The following is a 15,583-nucleotide window of genomic DNA, read 5'->3' as shown; positions in this document are numbered from 1 at the left end:
TAGTTGTTAACTGTTAACTGGCATAGCATAAGCCAGAACAAAATCTCACCCGCTCCCCTGCTCCCTGCTCAAAAGATCCCTACAAGGGAATTAATTCAGGGAAATTCATCAGAACTTGCTCGTCTGTCAATTCATCTCCAAACTGTGCTGGAGAGAAGTGAACTTGGATAGCTCGGAGCTTTTCTTGATACTGTAAGTTAATCAGTGCTTTTAAACCATTTTTCAGAGCACTTATGTTAGCTAAATCATTTTCTAGGGTAGGCATTTCACCCTCATAAGCGACTGTAATAATTACAATCAAATTTTTCGTTACTGGCAACGACAAAGGCGAATCTTTGCTTTGATTGTATCTGCTAAAGTCTGGTTCGCTCAGGTAGCGTTGAGCAGAATCAGTAAACAATTCATCTACATAGTTAGCAGCTTGGCTTTCATCCCAAAAAATATCGCCTTCGTTGGCGGCAGAGCGCCAGTATGTATCATACTGTAATAACTGAGTACAAATTTCTACCAGTCCTTGCCCTAAAACTTCTAAGTCACCTTCGGCATCAATTGCTTGTCTTGCCGTGCGGTTAACAACTCCTAATAGCGGTGCGACTTCTTCGCCTTCTAGATGGACGAATAAGCGACAAACTGCCAGCCGAGTTTTACCTCTCATTTGATTAAAGCGATCGTGCCAAGAATTCATTACCCAGTATTTAGACTTTAGTTGTACTTAATTATACTATAACGGCGAGTTGAACAGTTGCCGTCTACCCTGAGATTGATTTAAAAGAGCATACAAAAATCCTCCAGCCTTTAGAAACTGGAGGTTTCAGAGAAAATTGCCTGTTTTTTAGCCGGAGAGTAACTATTTTGCGATCGCAACTTCTTTTTCCACTGTGTCACCGCTGACAACTTCCTGTAAAACTAAATCAAGTTCACCCCCAGGCGCTTCGGGGTGTTTGCAAACAAGTTCATCTGCAACGAGCTCTTCTGAATCCTCAATATCGTCGAAAGAGTCAGTCATCGCAGCACAAGCAGCTTTAGCTTGTTGACCCGCACGACAACTCATATAGCCTGCCCCTAATGCGAGGATGCCAGCGATACCTGTAAATGCGATCGCAGCTTTATTCCAAGGGTTCATTTTATCAGACCCCGAAGCAGGAAACGTCGATCCAGTAGCAGATTTAGAAGCGCTAACTTTGCTGAATGGACAAGCTGCGACGGAATTTGACGCAGAGAAAGCGATCGCGCCTGATAGGGCAGTTGCAGAGATGATAGCAGCTAATACTTGAAACTTTTTCATGAGGTTGTAGTGTTGTAAAGATAATTAAGACAATAATGGTAACAGACGCTTTACAAATGTATCAACGTTTGCAATTGATACTAATTTTCTCGCTCCTCTCTGGCAACGATCGGGATTGAAGATGGGTTCGCTAGGTTCGCAATATTGTTACAACACGCACTTCCTATCTAAAGAAAATGTTCCCCCTCTTCTATCAGAACCACTTATAAAATCACCTGACGGCTGTAATACATCCACTTAACCACCCGCTGCTTGGTTTTGCCACCTTCTAGCAAAATCATCTAACTGTTCCTGGCTAACTTGCTGCTGCAACCATTCTAAAGCCTGATTTTGGTGAGGATGCTTCCCAGTGCGATCGAAATACCTACAAGCATCCGTTAAATTAATCTGTCCCCTGCCTTTATCTATTAGTCTGCTGCGCCATTTATCAGCAAATATTAATAGCGTTTCTGGGGGAATTTGACTTTGTAGCCACTCTAAAGCTTGACTTTGCTGTGAGGAGCGATGGTCGTAAGCGGTGCAAAAGCTAACTAAGTTGAAATTAGCTCCCAATTGAGGAGATGTTGTTCCCGGCGGTTGAACTGACTGAGAATTTTGTTGAGGCAAATTGCTCGCACTTCTAAGCTCAGTTCCCGCACCACAACTCAGGCGACCTTCCAGGTAGGTTGGATATGGTGGGCGACTCCTTATTGGCTCGATTGTTTGGCAGATAATTGATACCGTCACCGGATTATTTTGATCGGCATTCTGCTCTAAAAACACGCCTCCTACATAACTTCTCAAGTTCGGACTGCGAGGAATGGCATAATGAATCATCCCTCTGGCGACGCTATTGGTGAGGATGGCAAAATCATAATCAGAAGGGGGCTGAATTTTAAATGTCCGCTCTAGTAATTTCGGGTCGCTAGTAAAATTGCGGTTGTTTTTCAGGTAAGTTGCTTGACCCTGAAGCATTTTACTAAGTGCAGATTCGGCTGGGGATTCCGGGATATTTCTGGATACCTCAATTTGTGGAGTAGGTGATGGAGAAGCAGAAATTTGAGGCTCAATAGATGGTGAAGGTGAAGGCGTAGGTATAACTGTAGGTGTGGGTGTTGGCTTTAGAGTTGGTGTGGGTATAGTTGGCGGTTCTGGATTAGAACGCTGCGTCAACAACTTATCAATGGGTATCGCTTGAGTCCCGACTATGTTTATAGTTTCGCGAACAATAACACTCTCAGCTTTTCCGTGAATGCCGATCAGCTTGCCATCCTCATTGAGCACTGGGCCGCCGCTCATTCCAGGTAGAGGATCTCCTTTATACGAGATATCATAACCGTCACTAGAATTTTGCGCTCGACGAGTAATGGGTGCAGGAAAAAAACGAAAATCACGGGTAGTAACGGAGTCATTGCTGGGATAGCCAGCATAATAGATTGTCATGCCCTCTTTGAGCAAGTTCGGATCGCCTCTCTGGGCAACTTGGTAGTTTTTCTTGCTAGTAAACTGCAATTGCGCTAAATCTACATTGGCTATGTGAGTGCTGCGGAGGACTTCATATTTTTGACCGTCTATAGTTTGGATCGCATAACTTCCAGCCTTAGCGATCACATGATGCGCTGTCACGACGGTGTAAGTATCGCCTTGCCTATCAACAATTACCCCAGAACCCTTGCCGTCTTCGCCGCCAATAATTACTGTCACCTGCTTGGCGATATCAGCAATTTCTTCTGGCTTTAAGGCCGCTGCTATTTGTTGAAACTGCACTAGAGCAATCGCGCTCCCCATCAAAACAGCCGATAATCTATACGGAAAAGTCATCTGCTTCACTGCCTCAGCACTGCCGAAATTCTACTAAAAAATACGATCGCGGCTAATTCGCCGTCGTTGCGGAGGAAACCAAGGGTTCAAAGGTCGCCACTGGAATGCCCCAACTATATTGGCTCATTTTCTCTCGATCCAAGTCGCTCGGCTCCGAGCCATCTTGAAATAGATATGGATCGCCCCAAACTGGATGGGCGTGTACGCCGTTAATCCCTACTAATTCGCCAGCGCGATTGAGCAGGGGGCCTCCGCTCATGCCTTTTTCAACTTCATTAGTGTACCCGATTTGGTAGCCACCTTCTAATGCTTTGTCTAGCACCCATTTTACTTGCCCTGACTTGATTACAAAACCATCTTTAAACCCTTGGGCAGAAAATGGAAAGCCGGCAGCAACTACATGAGTTTCTGCTGTGGGTGTTGTTCCCAGTTGGGCAATTGGATAATCTGTGTCGGCGGCTACAAATTGCAATAGACCTAAATCATTTCCCTGTAGAGAGTTGGCTGGAGAAATCTTTGTAGCTTCGTAGATTTTTCCGTCTGGTGTCAGAATTTGATAGGGGGGATTCCCGGCTTTGAGTACGTGGTCGTTAGTCAGAACCGTATAAACTGAGTCTCGTTTATACATTAAAATCCCTGAACCTAACGCTTCTCCTGAAATCACTTTCACAGTGATTGACCGCGCCCGCTGATTTAACTGCGGGGCGGAGAGTTGAATTGGCGGTTTGCCAATTAAAGCTTTAATCTGCGATACCTGTGTTGGCAATGCTATTGATAGACTGCCAACACAGACAACTAGCAGCAATGTGCGCCAATTCACCATCACTATTTCCCTGCGATTCGATCGAAAACACTACCAGTTTATCTGATCGACTATGGCATCTACGTCAACGGAAGCATCGCCATTTTGATCGTAGGTGAGTCTTACCGCTTTGTCGTCGTCTGCGCTCAGGTAAATGGGGGTCGCAGATGCGCCGGCGCGAGTATTAAGTAGGCGATCGAGCACTACATTGGCATTACTTCCTGCTGGCAGAGTAATCAGCACTGTGTTACTGGAACAACCACTGTTTCTAGTGCTGGCAGCGCAGATAACTGGTTGACCGCTAACTTTTCCAGCTTTAAGAAACTTGAGCTGGCCGTTGCTGTTAAAGCGCTCAAATCTACTGGAAATTTCTTTGCAACGACGTTCTGGATTCCAGCCAGAAGCGGTAAAATCCTCGTTAGTCCAAATCACCATAGTCATTGGGCCTCTGACGGTGCGGACGATTGTGGCTGGGCGACCCTGGCTCATGCCGCAGGAAAATGTACGACGAGGGGTTTGAGCTTGGCTGGGTTGTGGTAGTGCTGCTGTGCCGATCGCGATCGCGGCTGCTGCTATTGAACCTAAAGATTTAAGTTTTATCAAGATATTCTCCTTGACCTTTTTAAGTCGTGAGTTATATGTTCTGGAATACAGTGTGTAGAATGCACCTTATGTATATATAGAAAGTATTTTCTACATCTTGTCAAGCATATTATCGAATTATTTTTCAGTGCTTGTAGAAAGAGTATTTTTTAGTACATCTTATCGAAAACTTTATAAACTTTCTCCGCACGTATAAACGCCATGTATAAAAAATTACACTTAGCTAAATATGGGTAGCGATCGCATTCTTCAGAAATCAAGTACCAACCGTACCAACACGCCACAATTGTCACTCCCTCCAAAGTGTCTGGGGTTGTGGATTAGTGCGATGATAGAAAAAGGCTGAAGTTGATCGATTCAGCCATTAGCCATTAGTCATTAGCTATTAGAAATTTTCACATTTTTCACTAATCGATCGTCCAACAACAGCGAAGGATCTACATTTCCCGGTAACAACTTCTTCTCTAACATCACCTCTGATAGACGTTTAATTGCATTCAGCAACGAAGAATCAGTTTTACCTAATAACTTTTGATTTTCCTGTAAATCAGGACTGCGAAGCCCTTTTAACGATGCCAAAAATTGATTAGGAGTAATCTTAGTCCGAGGGGCAATTCGACTTGCCGCATCCTGGGGATTTTTCGCTAAATAATCTAAAGCACGAAAGCGACCATTAACTAAAGCTTGCACCACACTTGTCTGCTTATCAATTACACTCTGACGTGCAATCAAAACATCCACAATCTCACCCGGAATTTGTGAACTATCAAACACTAATTTTGCCCCTACTGCCATCAGATTAGTATAAGCAGGGCCAAAAGTAGCAACAGCATCCACAGTACCATTCTTAAAAGCGCGTTCGTGTTCAGATACACCTAATGGAACAACTTCTATATCCTTGAGGGACATTCCTGATTTCTCTAAAGCACGGGTAATAAAAAATGCTCCCAAGGCACTTGATTCTACCCCCACTTTTTTACCTTTTAAAGCCTGCATATTAGGAATGTCAGGTTTGGCTATAATTACATCCCCCCCTTCGGAGAAATCCATCACCCCAATAATCCGTACATCTGGATTAGTTGCGGCCAAAACTAAAGCTTGATCTATCGATATTCCTGCTGCTTCAATTTCACCATTGCGGTAGGCTTTCACCTCTTCTGTCCCTGAAGGATAATCAAGTAATTGAATGGGAGTATTATCATAGTAGCCTAAGCTACGAGCCAGATACAAAGTCTCATAACCAGGCCAAAGATTGGAACCGACCCGCAAGGGAACAGCAGGTTCTTTGGCACAACTAACTAGAATTAAAACACTGGCAGTTAATGTTGCCAAAGCTGCGGGCAACCAGCGACGCAACTGCCAACACGAGCGGCTCCACAATTCAAAATTAAATTTGATCGCAGATTTTAATCCAGACTTGTTAAACTCCATTGTATTTTATCCTTGTTTAATCTGTGTTAACGACTGTTTGATAGGAATCTTAATCAAGAATTCTACACCTTTGTCTGGCTCGGAAATGCAGGTTAGAGAACCATGATGCTTATCTACCACAATTTGATAGCTGATAGATAATCCTAAGCCAGTTCCCTGACCTACTGGTTTGGTAGTAAAAAAGGGATCGAAGAGTTTATAGATCGTATGTTGACTGATTCCTAAGCCGTTATTATGGATAGAAATAGTCACCCAATTAGAGTTGAAAATCTGAGTTTTAATGGTAATATTATTAGGCTGATTAATTGTTTTGATGAGTGCTTTAGCTTGGGGAGTTAATCCCATCAGTGCTAAGGAAGCTTGCTTTAGCTCTCGCTCTTTATCATATTCGTGCAAAGCATCAATAGCATTACTGAGAATATTCATAAACACTTGATTCAATTGCCCCGCATAACACTCAATTTCTGGTAAGTTTCCATATTCCTTAATCACATTGATTGCGGGATTATCTCCTTTTGCTTTAAGACGATCGTTCAAAATCAATAGAGTGCTATCGATCCCTTCATGGATATTAACAGGTTTCATGTCGGCTTCATCTAATCGCGAGAAATTTCGTAAAGTCATTACAATTTCTCGAATGCGGTTAGTCCCTATTTTCATAGAGTTTAATATTTTGGGTAAGTCCTCACTCATAAATTCTAGGTCGATATCTTCAAGATATTCTTGCATGATGCTATCATCGGGATAGCGCTGGCGATATAAGTCAATTAAATTGAATAAATTATTTGTATATTCAGTAACATGGGTAATGTTGCCATGAATAAAGTTGACGGGGTTGTTAATTTCATGGGCGACACCTGCTACCATCTGACCTAGACTAGACATTTTTTCAGTCTGAATTAATTGAGCTTGTGTTTTTCTTAATTCCTGTAAGGTTTGTTCCAGGTTTTTAGTTTGAGAAACAGCAGTAATTGCTAGTGCCTCTTTTACTTCTAGGGTGTGATGAAGTTGCTCCGTATTCCTCTGAATCCAGGTTGCCATTTTGTTAAAAGCCGCTGCTATTTGAGCTAGTTCGTCAGAGCCTTGTAATGAGGCGCGAGTACCTAATTCTCCGACAGTCAAACTTTTGCTAGTGGCGACTAATCTAGCAGCACGTTGGGTGATAGTTTTATCAAAAAAGAACCAAAGAATCACGCAAACTAAAGCCAGTCCAATAATCGTTTTGATGGATCTTTCTAAAGCATTATTATATCTACGTTGTTTGAGCGCTGTTAAATCATACTTTAGTAGAAGTATGCCAACTCTTGACGGACGCAGTTCACCAGGTATAGCTCCCAAAAGTACCGGATGAATTGCCCATAGAGTCTGTTTATCTTGGGAGATAATAGTTTGAGCTGACATTGTTTGACGACTTTTTTCTAAGGCTAATAACATATTTACTGCTGGCGTATTACTAACTTGTTTTTGCCGTAGTTCGTAACGAGTCGCTAAGAGTACCTGATTATTTTCATCGCATAATAAGGCTAATTTTATGTTGATATCTCCCTGGCTCTTGCTAATTATGATTTCTGCTTGCTCAATATCTCCTTTTCGATATAAATACTCTAAAGTTTCTGCTGTTTGAGTCCCAGTGAATTTGGCATCATGGCTAATTTCTTCTTCGGCATCTACATCGAACTGGGATATCTCTTGTTTAAAAGAAAATAATCCCATAAAACTGCCAAGTAGCAAGAGAATGATCGGAATTGAAAAGCGTAGGGGAAATGGAAATTGTTTCATCTTAATAAATAATTAAAAGAATTAATTACCTCTGTTGCTAGTTTTCGAGGATATCTAAATTCAATCATTTGTTTACTCGTTCAGAGAGGGATATTTAAGCTCTTAGCTGAGATGATTTGCTAACAAACTAGCTTTTAACTCATAGATAGTTTGAGAAACTTTCTTTGCTCTGCGAGCGATCAAAACCAAAACTGATAAAGCGCAATAAATGCGATCTATTTGAATACTAGCCCGATATTGACAAGATTCTATCTCGGCTAATTATTTAATCTCTCCATGAAAGTACTCAATTTTACATGGAAGTTTACATTGAGATTTCACTTCATCTATTGAAGAATGAGTTAAATCATTGGTAGCTACATATTCCGTTCTCTTAGCAGAAAAATTCACCCGAAAAGTTTTACCTTTTTGTCTGGGAGAAATTTATTTATTTTGATTAGCTTTCCCTGTTCTTCTTGAAGTTCTGACCAATCTGGAGATATTGGCAATAGCATCAGAATTGATGCTTATATTTTTGAGCATCAATTCTGATGCTATTCTAGCATTGATTATTATCCGTTTCGAGATTTCCTTTGGCTTGACGATTGCGTTTGAGTTCCTTAGCGATCGCTAACTCATTACTACGCTACATATAACTTAACTGCGTAAGTCCTATATTTATCTTTCTTTAGTAAAAAAATAAAATCGTTACCACAAATATAACAGTTTGTAGTAACGACTTTACTTGTTAGATAATTCAGACTATGAATGTATGGGCGGTACAGGATTTGAACCTGTAACATCCTGCGTGTAAGGCAGGCGCTCTACCGTTGAGCTAACCGCCCGATTTAACTAACTAAATTTTATCATAGCAGACTGTAAAATCAAAAAGCAATCACCAAGGGCAAATTTTCCCTAGAAAATTCCCGTTCCATCCCCAAACCCTTATCCTCCATGCCTTCTGGTCGCACCCACGATAGCATCACTCTCTGGAGCTTGCCCTTTGTGGCGGGTCTGACTTTTGGGCAGACTCAGAACGGCAACCTAACTCTACTGGTTTCTGGCGGTTTCTTATTCGGCGGTCTGATGTTCGGCCCCGACTTAGATATCTACTCCTGCCAGTATCAGCGCTGGGGCTGGCTGCGGTGGCTGTGGCTACCATACCAAAAAAGCCTCCGCCACCGTTCTTTGCTATCTCACGGCCCTTTAATCGGTACTGCGTTGAGAATATTGTATCTGGCTACTTGGATAGTGGTGTTAGGAATCGTCGGCATTCAGGTTGCTAAAATCTTTTGGGGTTTACAGTGGAATTGGGATGAATTTGTCAGACTGATGTTGCGATCGCTCTCTGAATATTATACCGAGTGCGTCGCCCTGTACGTTGGCCTAGAATTAGGAGCAATGTCTCATTCCTTAAGTGATTGGAGTGGTTCGGCTTACAAACGCTTCAAAAAACAAGGATTGAGTGGGTTATTACCTGCTACTGCCAAAATCAAGAAACGCAGGCGAAAACCTCCTACTCGCACTTCCGGTAAATCTAAATTCTAAAATATCCAGATGTCTAATCCAACTACACCCAATGCTGCATTAACAGCAATCCAAAAGCTTATAGAAGTTGTAGCCAAATTGCGATCGCCAGATGGTGGTTGTCCTTGGGATTTGGCACAAACTCCTGAAAGTTTAACTCCCTACGTGATTGAAGAAGCCTATGAAGTTGTGGATGCGATTCGTAGTGGGGATCGAAGTGCAATTACGGAAGAGTTAGGGGATTTATTATTACAAGTTGTTCTTCAAGCTCAAATTGCTAGCGAGTCAAATCAATTCTCACTTACTGAAATCGCCAACGGCATTACCGAAAAGTTAATTAGACGACATCCTCACGTTTTTGGGGATGTACAAGTAAATAGCCTGGATCAAGTTCATGAAAACTGGGAACAAATCAAGGCTGCTGAAAAAGGGGAAACTTTAGACAATACTTCTTTGTCATCTAAACTCAGTCGCATTGCTAGAATTTTGCCGCCAATTTCTGCCACTATGAAAATTTCTAAAAAAGCGGCCGCAGTCGGCTTTGAATGGGAGAATGTTGAGGGAGTTTGGGATAAATTTAGGGAAGAAATAGCAGAATTTGAATATGCTATTGAGCATGAAGATAAATCCCGCCAAGAGTCAGAATTAGGCGATATTATGTTTGCGTTAATTAATATTGCTCGGTGGTATGACTTAGATCCTTCAGTAGCTTTGCAGGAAACTAATCATCGCTTTGTGAAGCGATTTAGTCAAGTCGAAGCAGCTTGCGATCGCCCACTTTCAGATTATAGCATCGAAGAATTAGAAAAATTGTGGCAAAAAGCTAAAGCTTTACTTGCTCAGCAAAAAATGCAGGGTGTTGGGGAAACATAATAGTAGCAGAGCTATTCTAACTTATTCATCTTTCTAGAGAAACTAGAAATCGGGTTTCTTTGTAATATCCGATCGATCCTCTTCTATTTTTCACAGAAACCCGATTTCTTTACTTAACTATCTATCAGCCTTTTCCGCTGCTAGATATTAACAAGCAAAACCGCTTTCTGAAGAGCCTCTGTGCGATTTTGTAGAAAGTTATCCACACCAACCATCTGAGTAATACCAAATTTGTCTAGGCGTTGCTTCACTTTGCTAGTTGCACCTACGATCAAGATTTTACGGCCTTGCTCGATAGTATCTTTAATGGCATTTTCTATTGCCAAAGATGCCGTTACTCCCATCATTGGTACATCACTAATATCCATAACCACAACATCACAACTATTGATGGCATTGTGTTCGCGCGAAATTGCTTTCGAGACTCCAAAAATCATCGGGCCACTCAGGTAAAATAACAGTACCCGTCCCTTTGCTAGATCCAACAACTGCTTTTCTTCAGGAGTTAGAAGAATATTATCGTCAGTATCGCTAATCACTTTAACTTCTTGTGCTTGTAGCTCACTGAGACGATCGATTGTTAAGATATTGGCAATGAACACTCCCACCCCAACAGCAACAATCAAATCAACAAACACGGTTAGTAATAAGACTCCATACATAATTATGGAACCCTTAACTGATACTTGGTGCGAGCGCTTCAAAAAGCTCCAATCTAAAATGTCAATCCCCACTTTTAGGGCAATTCCTGCTAAAACTGCCATCGGAATTGGTTCGGTGAGTTTCGCCGCACCCAAGACTACAACTAATAGCACCAAAGCACGAGTTATCCCAGATAAGGCTGTTTTTGCACCAGTCTGAATATTTACTACCGTACCCATTGTCGCCCCTGCACCGGGTAAACCGCCACAGATTCCTGAAACCAGATTGGCAATTCCTTGACCAATTAACTCCTTATTAGAATCATGTTCTGTACGGGTCAAACTGTCAGCAATTACTGCCGTTAACAGTGTATCAATACAACCCAAAATTCCTAACATTAAGCCATTGACAAAAATGCTAGTAGTTTGTGCTGCTGTAAAAGTTGGCAGTTGCAAAGTTGGTAATCCGACGGGAATTTCCCCAATGCGGCGAATATCTGCATCCCCAAATACCGTCAATGAGACAACCGTCCCCACAATTAGAGCTACTAATTGTGGGGGGACGTAGCGTTTTAATTTTTTGGGCATCAAAAAGATAATTGCTATCGTCATCAGCCCTAAGATTGTCTCAACAGGATTGATATTAGCAAACAATTGAGGGAAATTTTGTAATATTCCCAACACCCCACCTTTGGGGGTAGCTTGTCCCAAGAATGGGGCAATTTGTAGGATAATTAAAATTACCCCAATCCCTGACATAAAGCCAGAAATTACGCTGTAGGGCATCAACGTAATATATTTACCTAAGCGAAAAACTCCAAAAATAATTTGGAAAATTCCCGCTAACATTACGCTGGTAAAAGCCATTGCCAAGCCAGTTTTTGGATCGCTAGCAGCAATTAGAGAACTAACAATCGCAGTCATCACCACTGTCATTGGGCCAGTGGGTTCAGAAATTAGGGTAGGTGTCCCACCAAAAAGTGCAGCAAAGAAACCAACACAAACCGCACCATAAAGACCCGCCACAGGGCCAACACCAGAAGCAACCCCGAAGGCGAGAGCTAAGGGTAAAGAAACAATGGCAGCAGTGACACCACCAAAGATATCACCTTGAAGATTTCGGAAATGAATCTTATTGGTAATTTGCATCTTCTACAACTAAAAAGTAGTGAGTCCAGACAATTTATAGCAGTGAGATATAGCGGGTTTGACTTGAATAAGTACAGAATTGCGAATTGCTTATGGCTAATTTGCTAGCACTAGATATCCAATTCAAACCCACTATAGAATGTCACATCTATATTTAAGAACTTTACACCAATTGTTGCTCGCTAAACGATCAGAATAATTTATCTAGCACGACTAAGGAATTTATAAATTGCGGCAGTCCCTAAATCAATAGAGTTATACTGCATCATAAGCTCCAGTATCATCTTCCTTGCGCCCCTATGAGCCACCCCACCCGCAAATTCCGTCTCCGCACGGCGCTAGTCGTACCCTTCGTCCTGCAAATAGTTGCCGCTGTTGGACTCGTGGGCTATCTTTCCTTCCGCAACGGACAGAAAGCTGTCAACAATGTTGCCAGTCAGCTACGACGTGAAGTAGTTGCCCGCGTCCAAGTTCACCTCAGAAATTACTTGGCAAAACCTCATTTAATTCAGCAAATTCATATCAACACCATTCGCCAACAATTACTAGATCCTAGTAATTTTGACCAAATGGAGCGTTATTTCTGGCTACAAAGCCAATTTCTGGATACAAATATTGGAACGATGGCTTTTGCCAATGCAAAAGGAGAATTTGTAGGAGCTAATAAAGCGGAAAAATATACAGTTGTAGCCAATGAAATCACAGGTAATGCTATTCGCAGATATGCGGTCGATAATCAAGGCGAACGCCTCAACCTTATTCGAGAAAGACCCAATTATGATGCTCGGACTCGCGACTGGTATAAAATTGCTGTTAGTGCGGGCAAACAAACTTGGAGCACGATTGAACCATCGGCATTAGGTAAAAGGCTGGATCTTTCAGCAGTATCCCCCTTCTACAACAGTACAGGAGAGCTTCAGGGCGTTTTTCTTACCGATCTTTCCCTTTCACAAATTAGTGACTTTCTTCACAGCTTTACTATTGGTAAATCAGGGAAGACTTTTGTGATCGAACGCAACGGGCTTTTAGTAGCCAGTTCCAGTATCAAAGAACCTTTTATTCTCTCTAATGATGGTAAAGTTGAACGACTTAATGCTGAGAAAGTCGGCGATACTTTAACACAAAAAACCACTCAATATTTATTAAGACAATTTGGCGATTTAAATAAAATCGATCGACCTCAACAAATGGAATTTCTTTTCAATGGTGAGAAACAGTTTTTACAAGTTTCCCCCTTTCAAGATGAATTAGGTGTTTTAAATTGGCTAGTTATCGTGGTTGTACCAGAATCAGACTTCACCGCAGAGATTGATGCCAATACTCGTACCAGTCTCCTGCTATGTATTGCTACTTTGATAGTGGCAATTATTGTCGGTATTCTTACAGCTCGTTGGATTACGCGCCCTATTCTAAAAGTTTCTCAAGCCTCCGCAGAAGTTGCAACAGGTAAGTTAGAGCAGAACATTGAACCTACGAATATTATAGAAATCGAAAAACTAGCAAATTCATTTAATAGCATGGCAAAGCAACTCCAAGAATCCTTTGCTGCCTTAGAGAAGCAAAACGAAGACTTAAAAGACCTCGACAAGCTTAAAAATGAATTTCTTGCTAACACTTCTCATGAACTTCGTACACCTCTTAATGGTATCATTGGTATTGCTGAATCTCTAATTGATGGTGCTACTGGAGAACTTCCCCAAAGTACACAAGCTAACCTTACTTTAATTGCCTCTAGTGGTCGCCGTCTAGCTAACCTAGTTAACGATATTCTCGACTTCTCAAAACTCAGGCATAATAACTTAGAACTACGGCTAAAACCTATAGATTTGCGGGCAGTTACCAATGTAGTTTTAACGCTTAGCCAGCCCCTAGCCGATCAAAAAGACTTACAATTAATCAATGCTATTGCTGCTGATTTTCCCCCCGCAGCAGCCGACGAAGATCGCCTGCAACAAATACTGCATAACCTGGTAGGCAATGCTATTAAATTTACCCCTGTTGGTACTGTTACAGTGTCAGCAGAAGTGGTAATAGGCTCTGAACAATTACCAATTACCGATTCCCAATTACCCACTGCTAATTACCAATTAGCTATTACTGTATCTGATACAGGAATTGGTATTCCTGCCGATAAATTTGACAGAATATTTGAATCCTTTGAACAAGCAGAAGGCTCTACGGCTAGAGAATATGGTGGTACAGGACTAGGGTTAGCTGTGACTAAACAACTGGTAGAATTGCACGGAGGTAAAATTAATGTTAAATCTCAACTTGGATTGGGTTCGCAATTTACCTTTACTCTACCAGCGTCCACTGTTAAAGCTGAATCTACACCCCAAATAAATGCTAGTAAATACAATCCCGATTTAGAGTTGCTGACATCAATTACCAGTAAAAACTTAGATCCAAAAATTAGTAACGAGAAACAGTTTAAAGTTTTGATTGTAGATGATGAACCGATTAATCGTCAGGTACTAATCAATAATCTCTCGCTTTATAATTACGCTATTACCGAAGCTAGTAACGGACAAGAAGCTTTGACAGCAATGGAAAATGGTTTTATCCCCGACTTGATTTTACTCGATTTGATGATGCCGCAAATGACGGGTTATGAGGTGTGTCAAAAAATCCGCGCTCGCTTTCCGACTTATGAATTACCCATTGTCATGCTCACGGCTAAAAATCAAGTGGCAGATATCGTGGAGGGATTTGAATCAGGAGCAAATGATTATCTTTCTAAACCGATTCAAAAACAAGAAATGCTGGCCAGGATTAAAACCCATATCTCTCTTGCCAAACTGACTTTAGCTTATAGTAGATTTGTGCCGCGTAATTTTCTAAAGTTTTTAGAGAAAGAAAGCATTATTGATGTCCAAATTGGAGATCAAGTCCAGCAAGAAATGACAGTAATGTTTTCTGATATCCGCTCATTTACTACCTTGTCAGAATCAATGACACCTCAAGAAACATTTAATTTTATTAACTCCTATCTCAGTCAAGTCAGTCCAGTTATTCGCCAGCATAAGGGCTTTATTGATAAATATATTGGCGATGCGATTATGGCTTTATTTCCTGAGTCGGCTAATGATGCAGTGCAAGCTGCGATCGCGATGCAAAAACAAGTAGCAATTTATAATAAACAAAGGCAACAAGAAAATACGGTTCCTATTGCTATAGGCATTGGTTTACATACAGGTAACTTAATGCTAGGAACCATTGGCGAGTCAGAACGTATGGAAACAACAGTAATTGCTGATGCTGTGAATTTGGCTTCTCGTTTGGAAGGTTTAACTAAGCTCTATGGAGCAGGAATTTTAATCAGCCATAACACTCTTTGTTGTCTTGACTATTCTCAAGAACAATGCTTCCGATTTTTGGATCGGGTAATGGTCAAAGGCAAAAAATCGGCGGTGGCAGTGTTTGAAGTTTATGATGGAGATCCGGCAAATATCAAACAATTAAAAACACAAACTCAGGCACGTTTTGAAGTAGCAGTATTTCTTTACTATCAGCAGCAGTTTGAAGAAGCGCAGGGAATATTTCAAGAGGTTTTACAAATTAATTCTCAAGATAAAGCAGCTATGCTTTATGTAAAACGCTGTCAAAAATATCAACAATATGGAGTTCCTGAAGGATGGGATGGTGTAACAGATTTGGATTTTAAGTAAGGATCGAAAATTAAAAGTCAATTTTCAACTACTCTATAACGAATTA

At 41.3% G+C, this 15,583-nt stretch carries 12 protein-coding genes, 1 tRNA gene and 1 pseudogene; 4 read left to right on the top strand and 10 right to left on the bottom strand.

From position 1 onward, the window contains the following. Positions 1 to 79 precede the first annotated feature (79 nt). The 8 genes and pseudogenes from PN499_RS18770 to PN499_RS29770 form a co-directional block, all read right to left on the bottom strand. A complete protein-coding gene (locus PN499_RS18770) occupies positions 80 to 685 on the bottom strand; it encodes a DUF1517 domain-containing protein (RefSeq protein ID WP_272033619.1) in 606 nt (201 codons plus the stop codon). Positions 686 to 847: 162 nt separating this feature from the next. After that, positions 848 to 1,285 carry a hypothetical protein gene (locus PN499_RS18765; RefSeq protein WP_272033618.1) on the bottom strand — a complete coding sequence of 146 codons (438 nt, stop codon included), beginning with the start codon at positions 1,283 to 1,285 and terminating at the stop codon, positions 848 to 850. Between the two features lie 237 nt (positions 1,286 to 1,522). Then, positions 1,523 to 3,085: a trypsin-like peptidase domain-containing protein gene (locus PN499_RS18760; RefSeq protein WP_272033617.1), complete on the bottom strand. Its 1,563-nt coding sequence runs from the start codon at positions 3,083 to 3,085 to the stop codon at positions 1,523 to 1,525. 52 nt (positions 3,086 to 3,137) lie between these two features. Next, the gene (locus PN499_RS18755) at positions 3,138 to 3,908 is read right to left on the bottom strand and encodes a S1 family peptidase (RefSeq protein ID WP_272033616.1); all 771 of its coding nucleotides are present in this window, start codon (positions 3,906 to 3,908) and stop codon (positions 3,138 to 3,140) included. A 30-nt stretch (positions 3,909 to 3,938) separates the two neighbouring features. Then, positions 3,939 to 4,490, bottom strand: coding sequence for a COP23 domain-containing protein (locus tag PN499_RS18750; protein ID WP_272033615.1), 552 nt, complete (start codon positions 4,488 to 4,490; stop codon positions 3,939 to 3,941). A gap of 378 nt (positions 4,491 to 4,868) precedes the next feature. After that, positions 4,869 to 5,921 (bottom strand): ABC transporter substrate-binding protein, encoded by a 1,053-nt coding sequence (locus PN499_RS18745; RefSeq protein WP_272033614.1) that lies wholly within the window; start codon positions 5,919 to 5,921, stop codon positions 4,869 to 4,871. Between the two features lie 6 nt (positions 5,922 to 5,927). Beyond that, entirely contained in the window at positions 5,928 to 7,700 is a 1,773-nt protein-coding gene (locus PN499_RS18740; protein ID WP_272033613.1) for a sensor histidine kinase, read from the bottom strand. Between the two features lie 102 nt (positions 7,701 to 7,802). Next, positions 7,803 to 8,170 (bottom strand): annotated as a pseudogene (locus PN499_RS29770) (IS701 family transposase); the annotation flags it as partial. Between the two features lie 11 nt (positions 8,171 to 8,181). On the opposite strand from PN499_RS29770, the gene PN499_RS18735 reads away from it, so the two are divergent. Then, positions 8,182 to 8,313 (top strand): hypothetical protein, encoded by a 132-nt coding sequence (locus tag PN499_RS18735; protein ID WP_272033612.1) that lies wholly within the window; start codon positions 8,182 to 8,184, stop codon positions 8,311 to 8,313. A gap of 139 nt (positions 8,314 to 8,452) precedes the next feature. Here PN499_RS18735 and PN499_RS18730 read toward each other — a convergent pair. Next, positions 8,453 to 8,524 (bottom strand) — tRNA-Val (locus PN499_RS18730). A gap of 109 nt (positions 8,525 to 8,633) precedes the next feature. Between PN499_RS18730 and PN499_RS18725 the strand changes: the two genes are divergently transcribed. Together PN499_RS18725 and mazG are read left to right on the top strand one after the other, a co-directional pair. Beyond that, positions 8,634 to 9,227 carry a metal-binding protein gene (locus PN499_RS18725; RefSeq protein ID WP_272033611.1) on the top strand — a complete coding sequence of 198 codons (594 nt, stop codon included), beginning with the start codon at positions 8,634 to 8,636 and terminating at the stop codon, positions 9,225 to 9,227. A gap of 9 nt (positions 9,228 to 9,236) precedes the next feature. After that, positions 9,237 to 10,079, top strand: a complete 843-nt coding sequence (gene mazG, locus PN499_RS18720; RefSeq protein WP_272033610.1) for a nucleoside triphosphate pyrophosphohydrolase — start codon at positions 9,237 to 9,239, stop codon at positions 10,077 to 10,079. Between the two features lie 140 nt (positions 10,080 to 10,219). Here the strand turns inward: mazG and bicA are convergent, their stop codons facing one another. Continuing rightward, positions 10,220 to 11,869 carry a bicarbonate transporter BicA gene (gene bicA / locus PN499_RS18715; RefSeq protein ID WP_272033609.1) on the bottom strand — a complete coding sequence of 550 codons (1,650 nt, stop codon included), beginning with the start codon at positions 11,867 to 11,869 and terminating at the stop codon, positions 10,220 to 10,222. A gap of 299 nt (positions 11,870 to 12,168) precedes the next feature. On the opposite strand from bicA, the gene PN499_RS18710 reads away from it, so the two are divergent. After that, positions 12,169 to 15,537, top strand: coding sequence for a response regulator (locus PN499_RS18710; protein WP_272033608.1), 3,369 nt, complete (start codon positions 12,169 to 12,171; stop codon positions 15,535 to 15,537). Positions 15,538 to 15,583 lie beyond the last annotated feature (46 nt).

Source organism: Kamptonema animale CS-326, from assembly GCF_028330895.1.
Taxonomy (GTDB): Bacteria; Cyanobacteriota; Cyanobacteriia; order Cyanobacteriales; family Microcoleaceae; genus Kamptonema; species Kamptonema formosum.
Note: the sequence above shows the minus strand (reverse complement) of the source record. Positions and strands in the feature narration are given on the sequence as shown.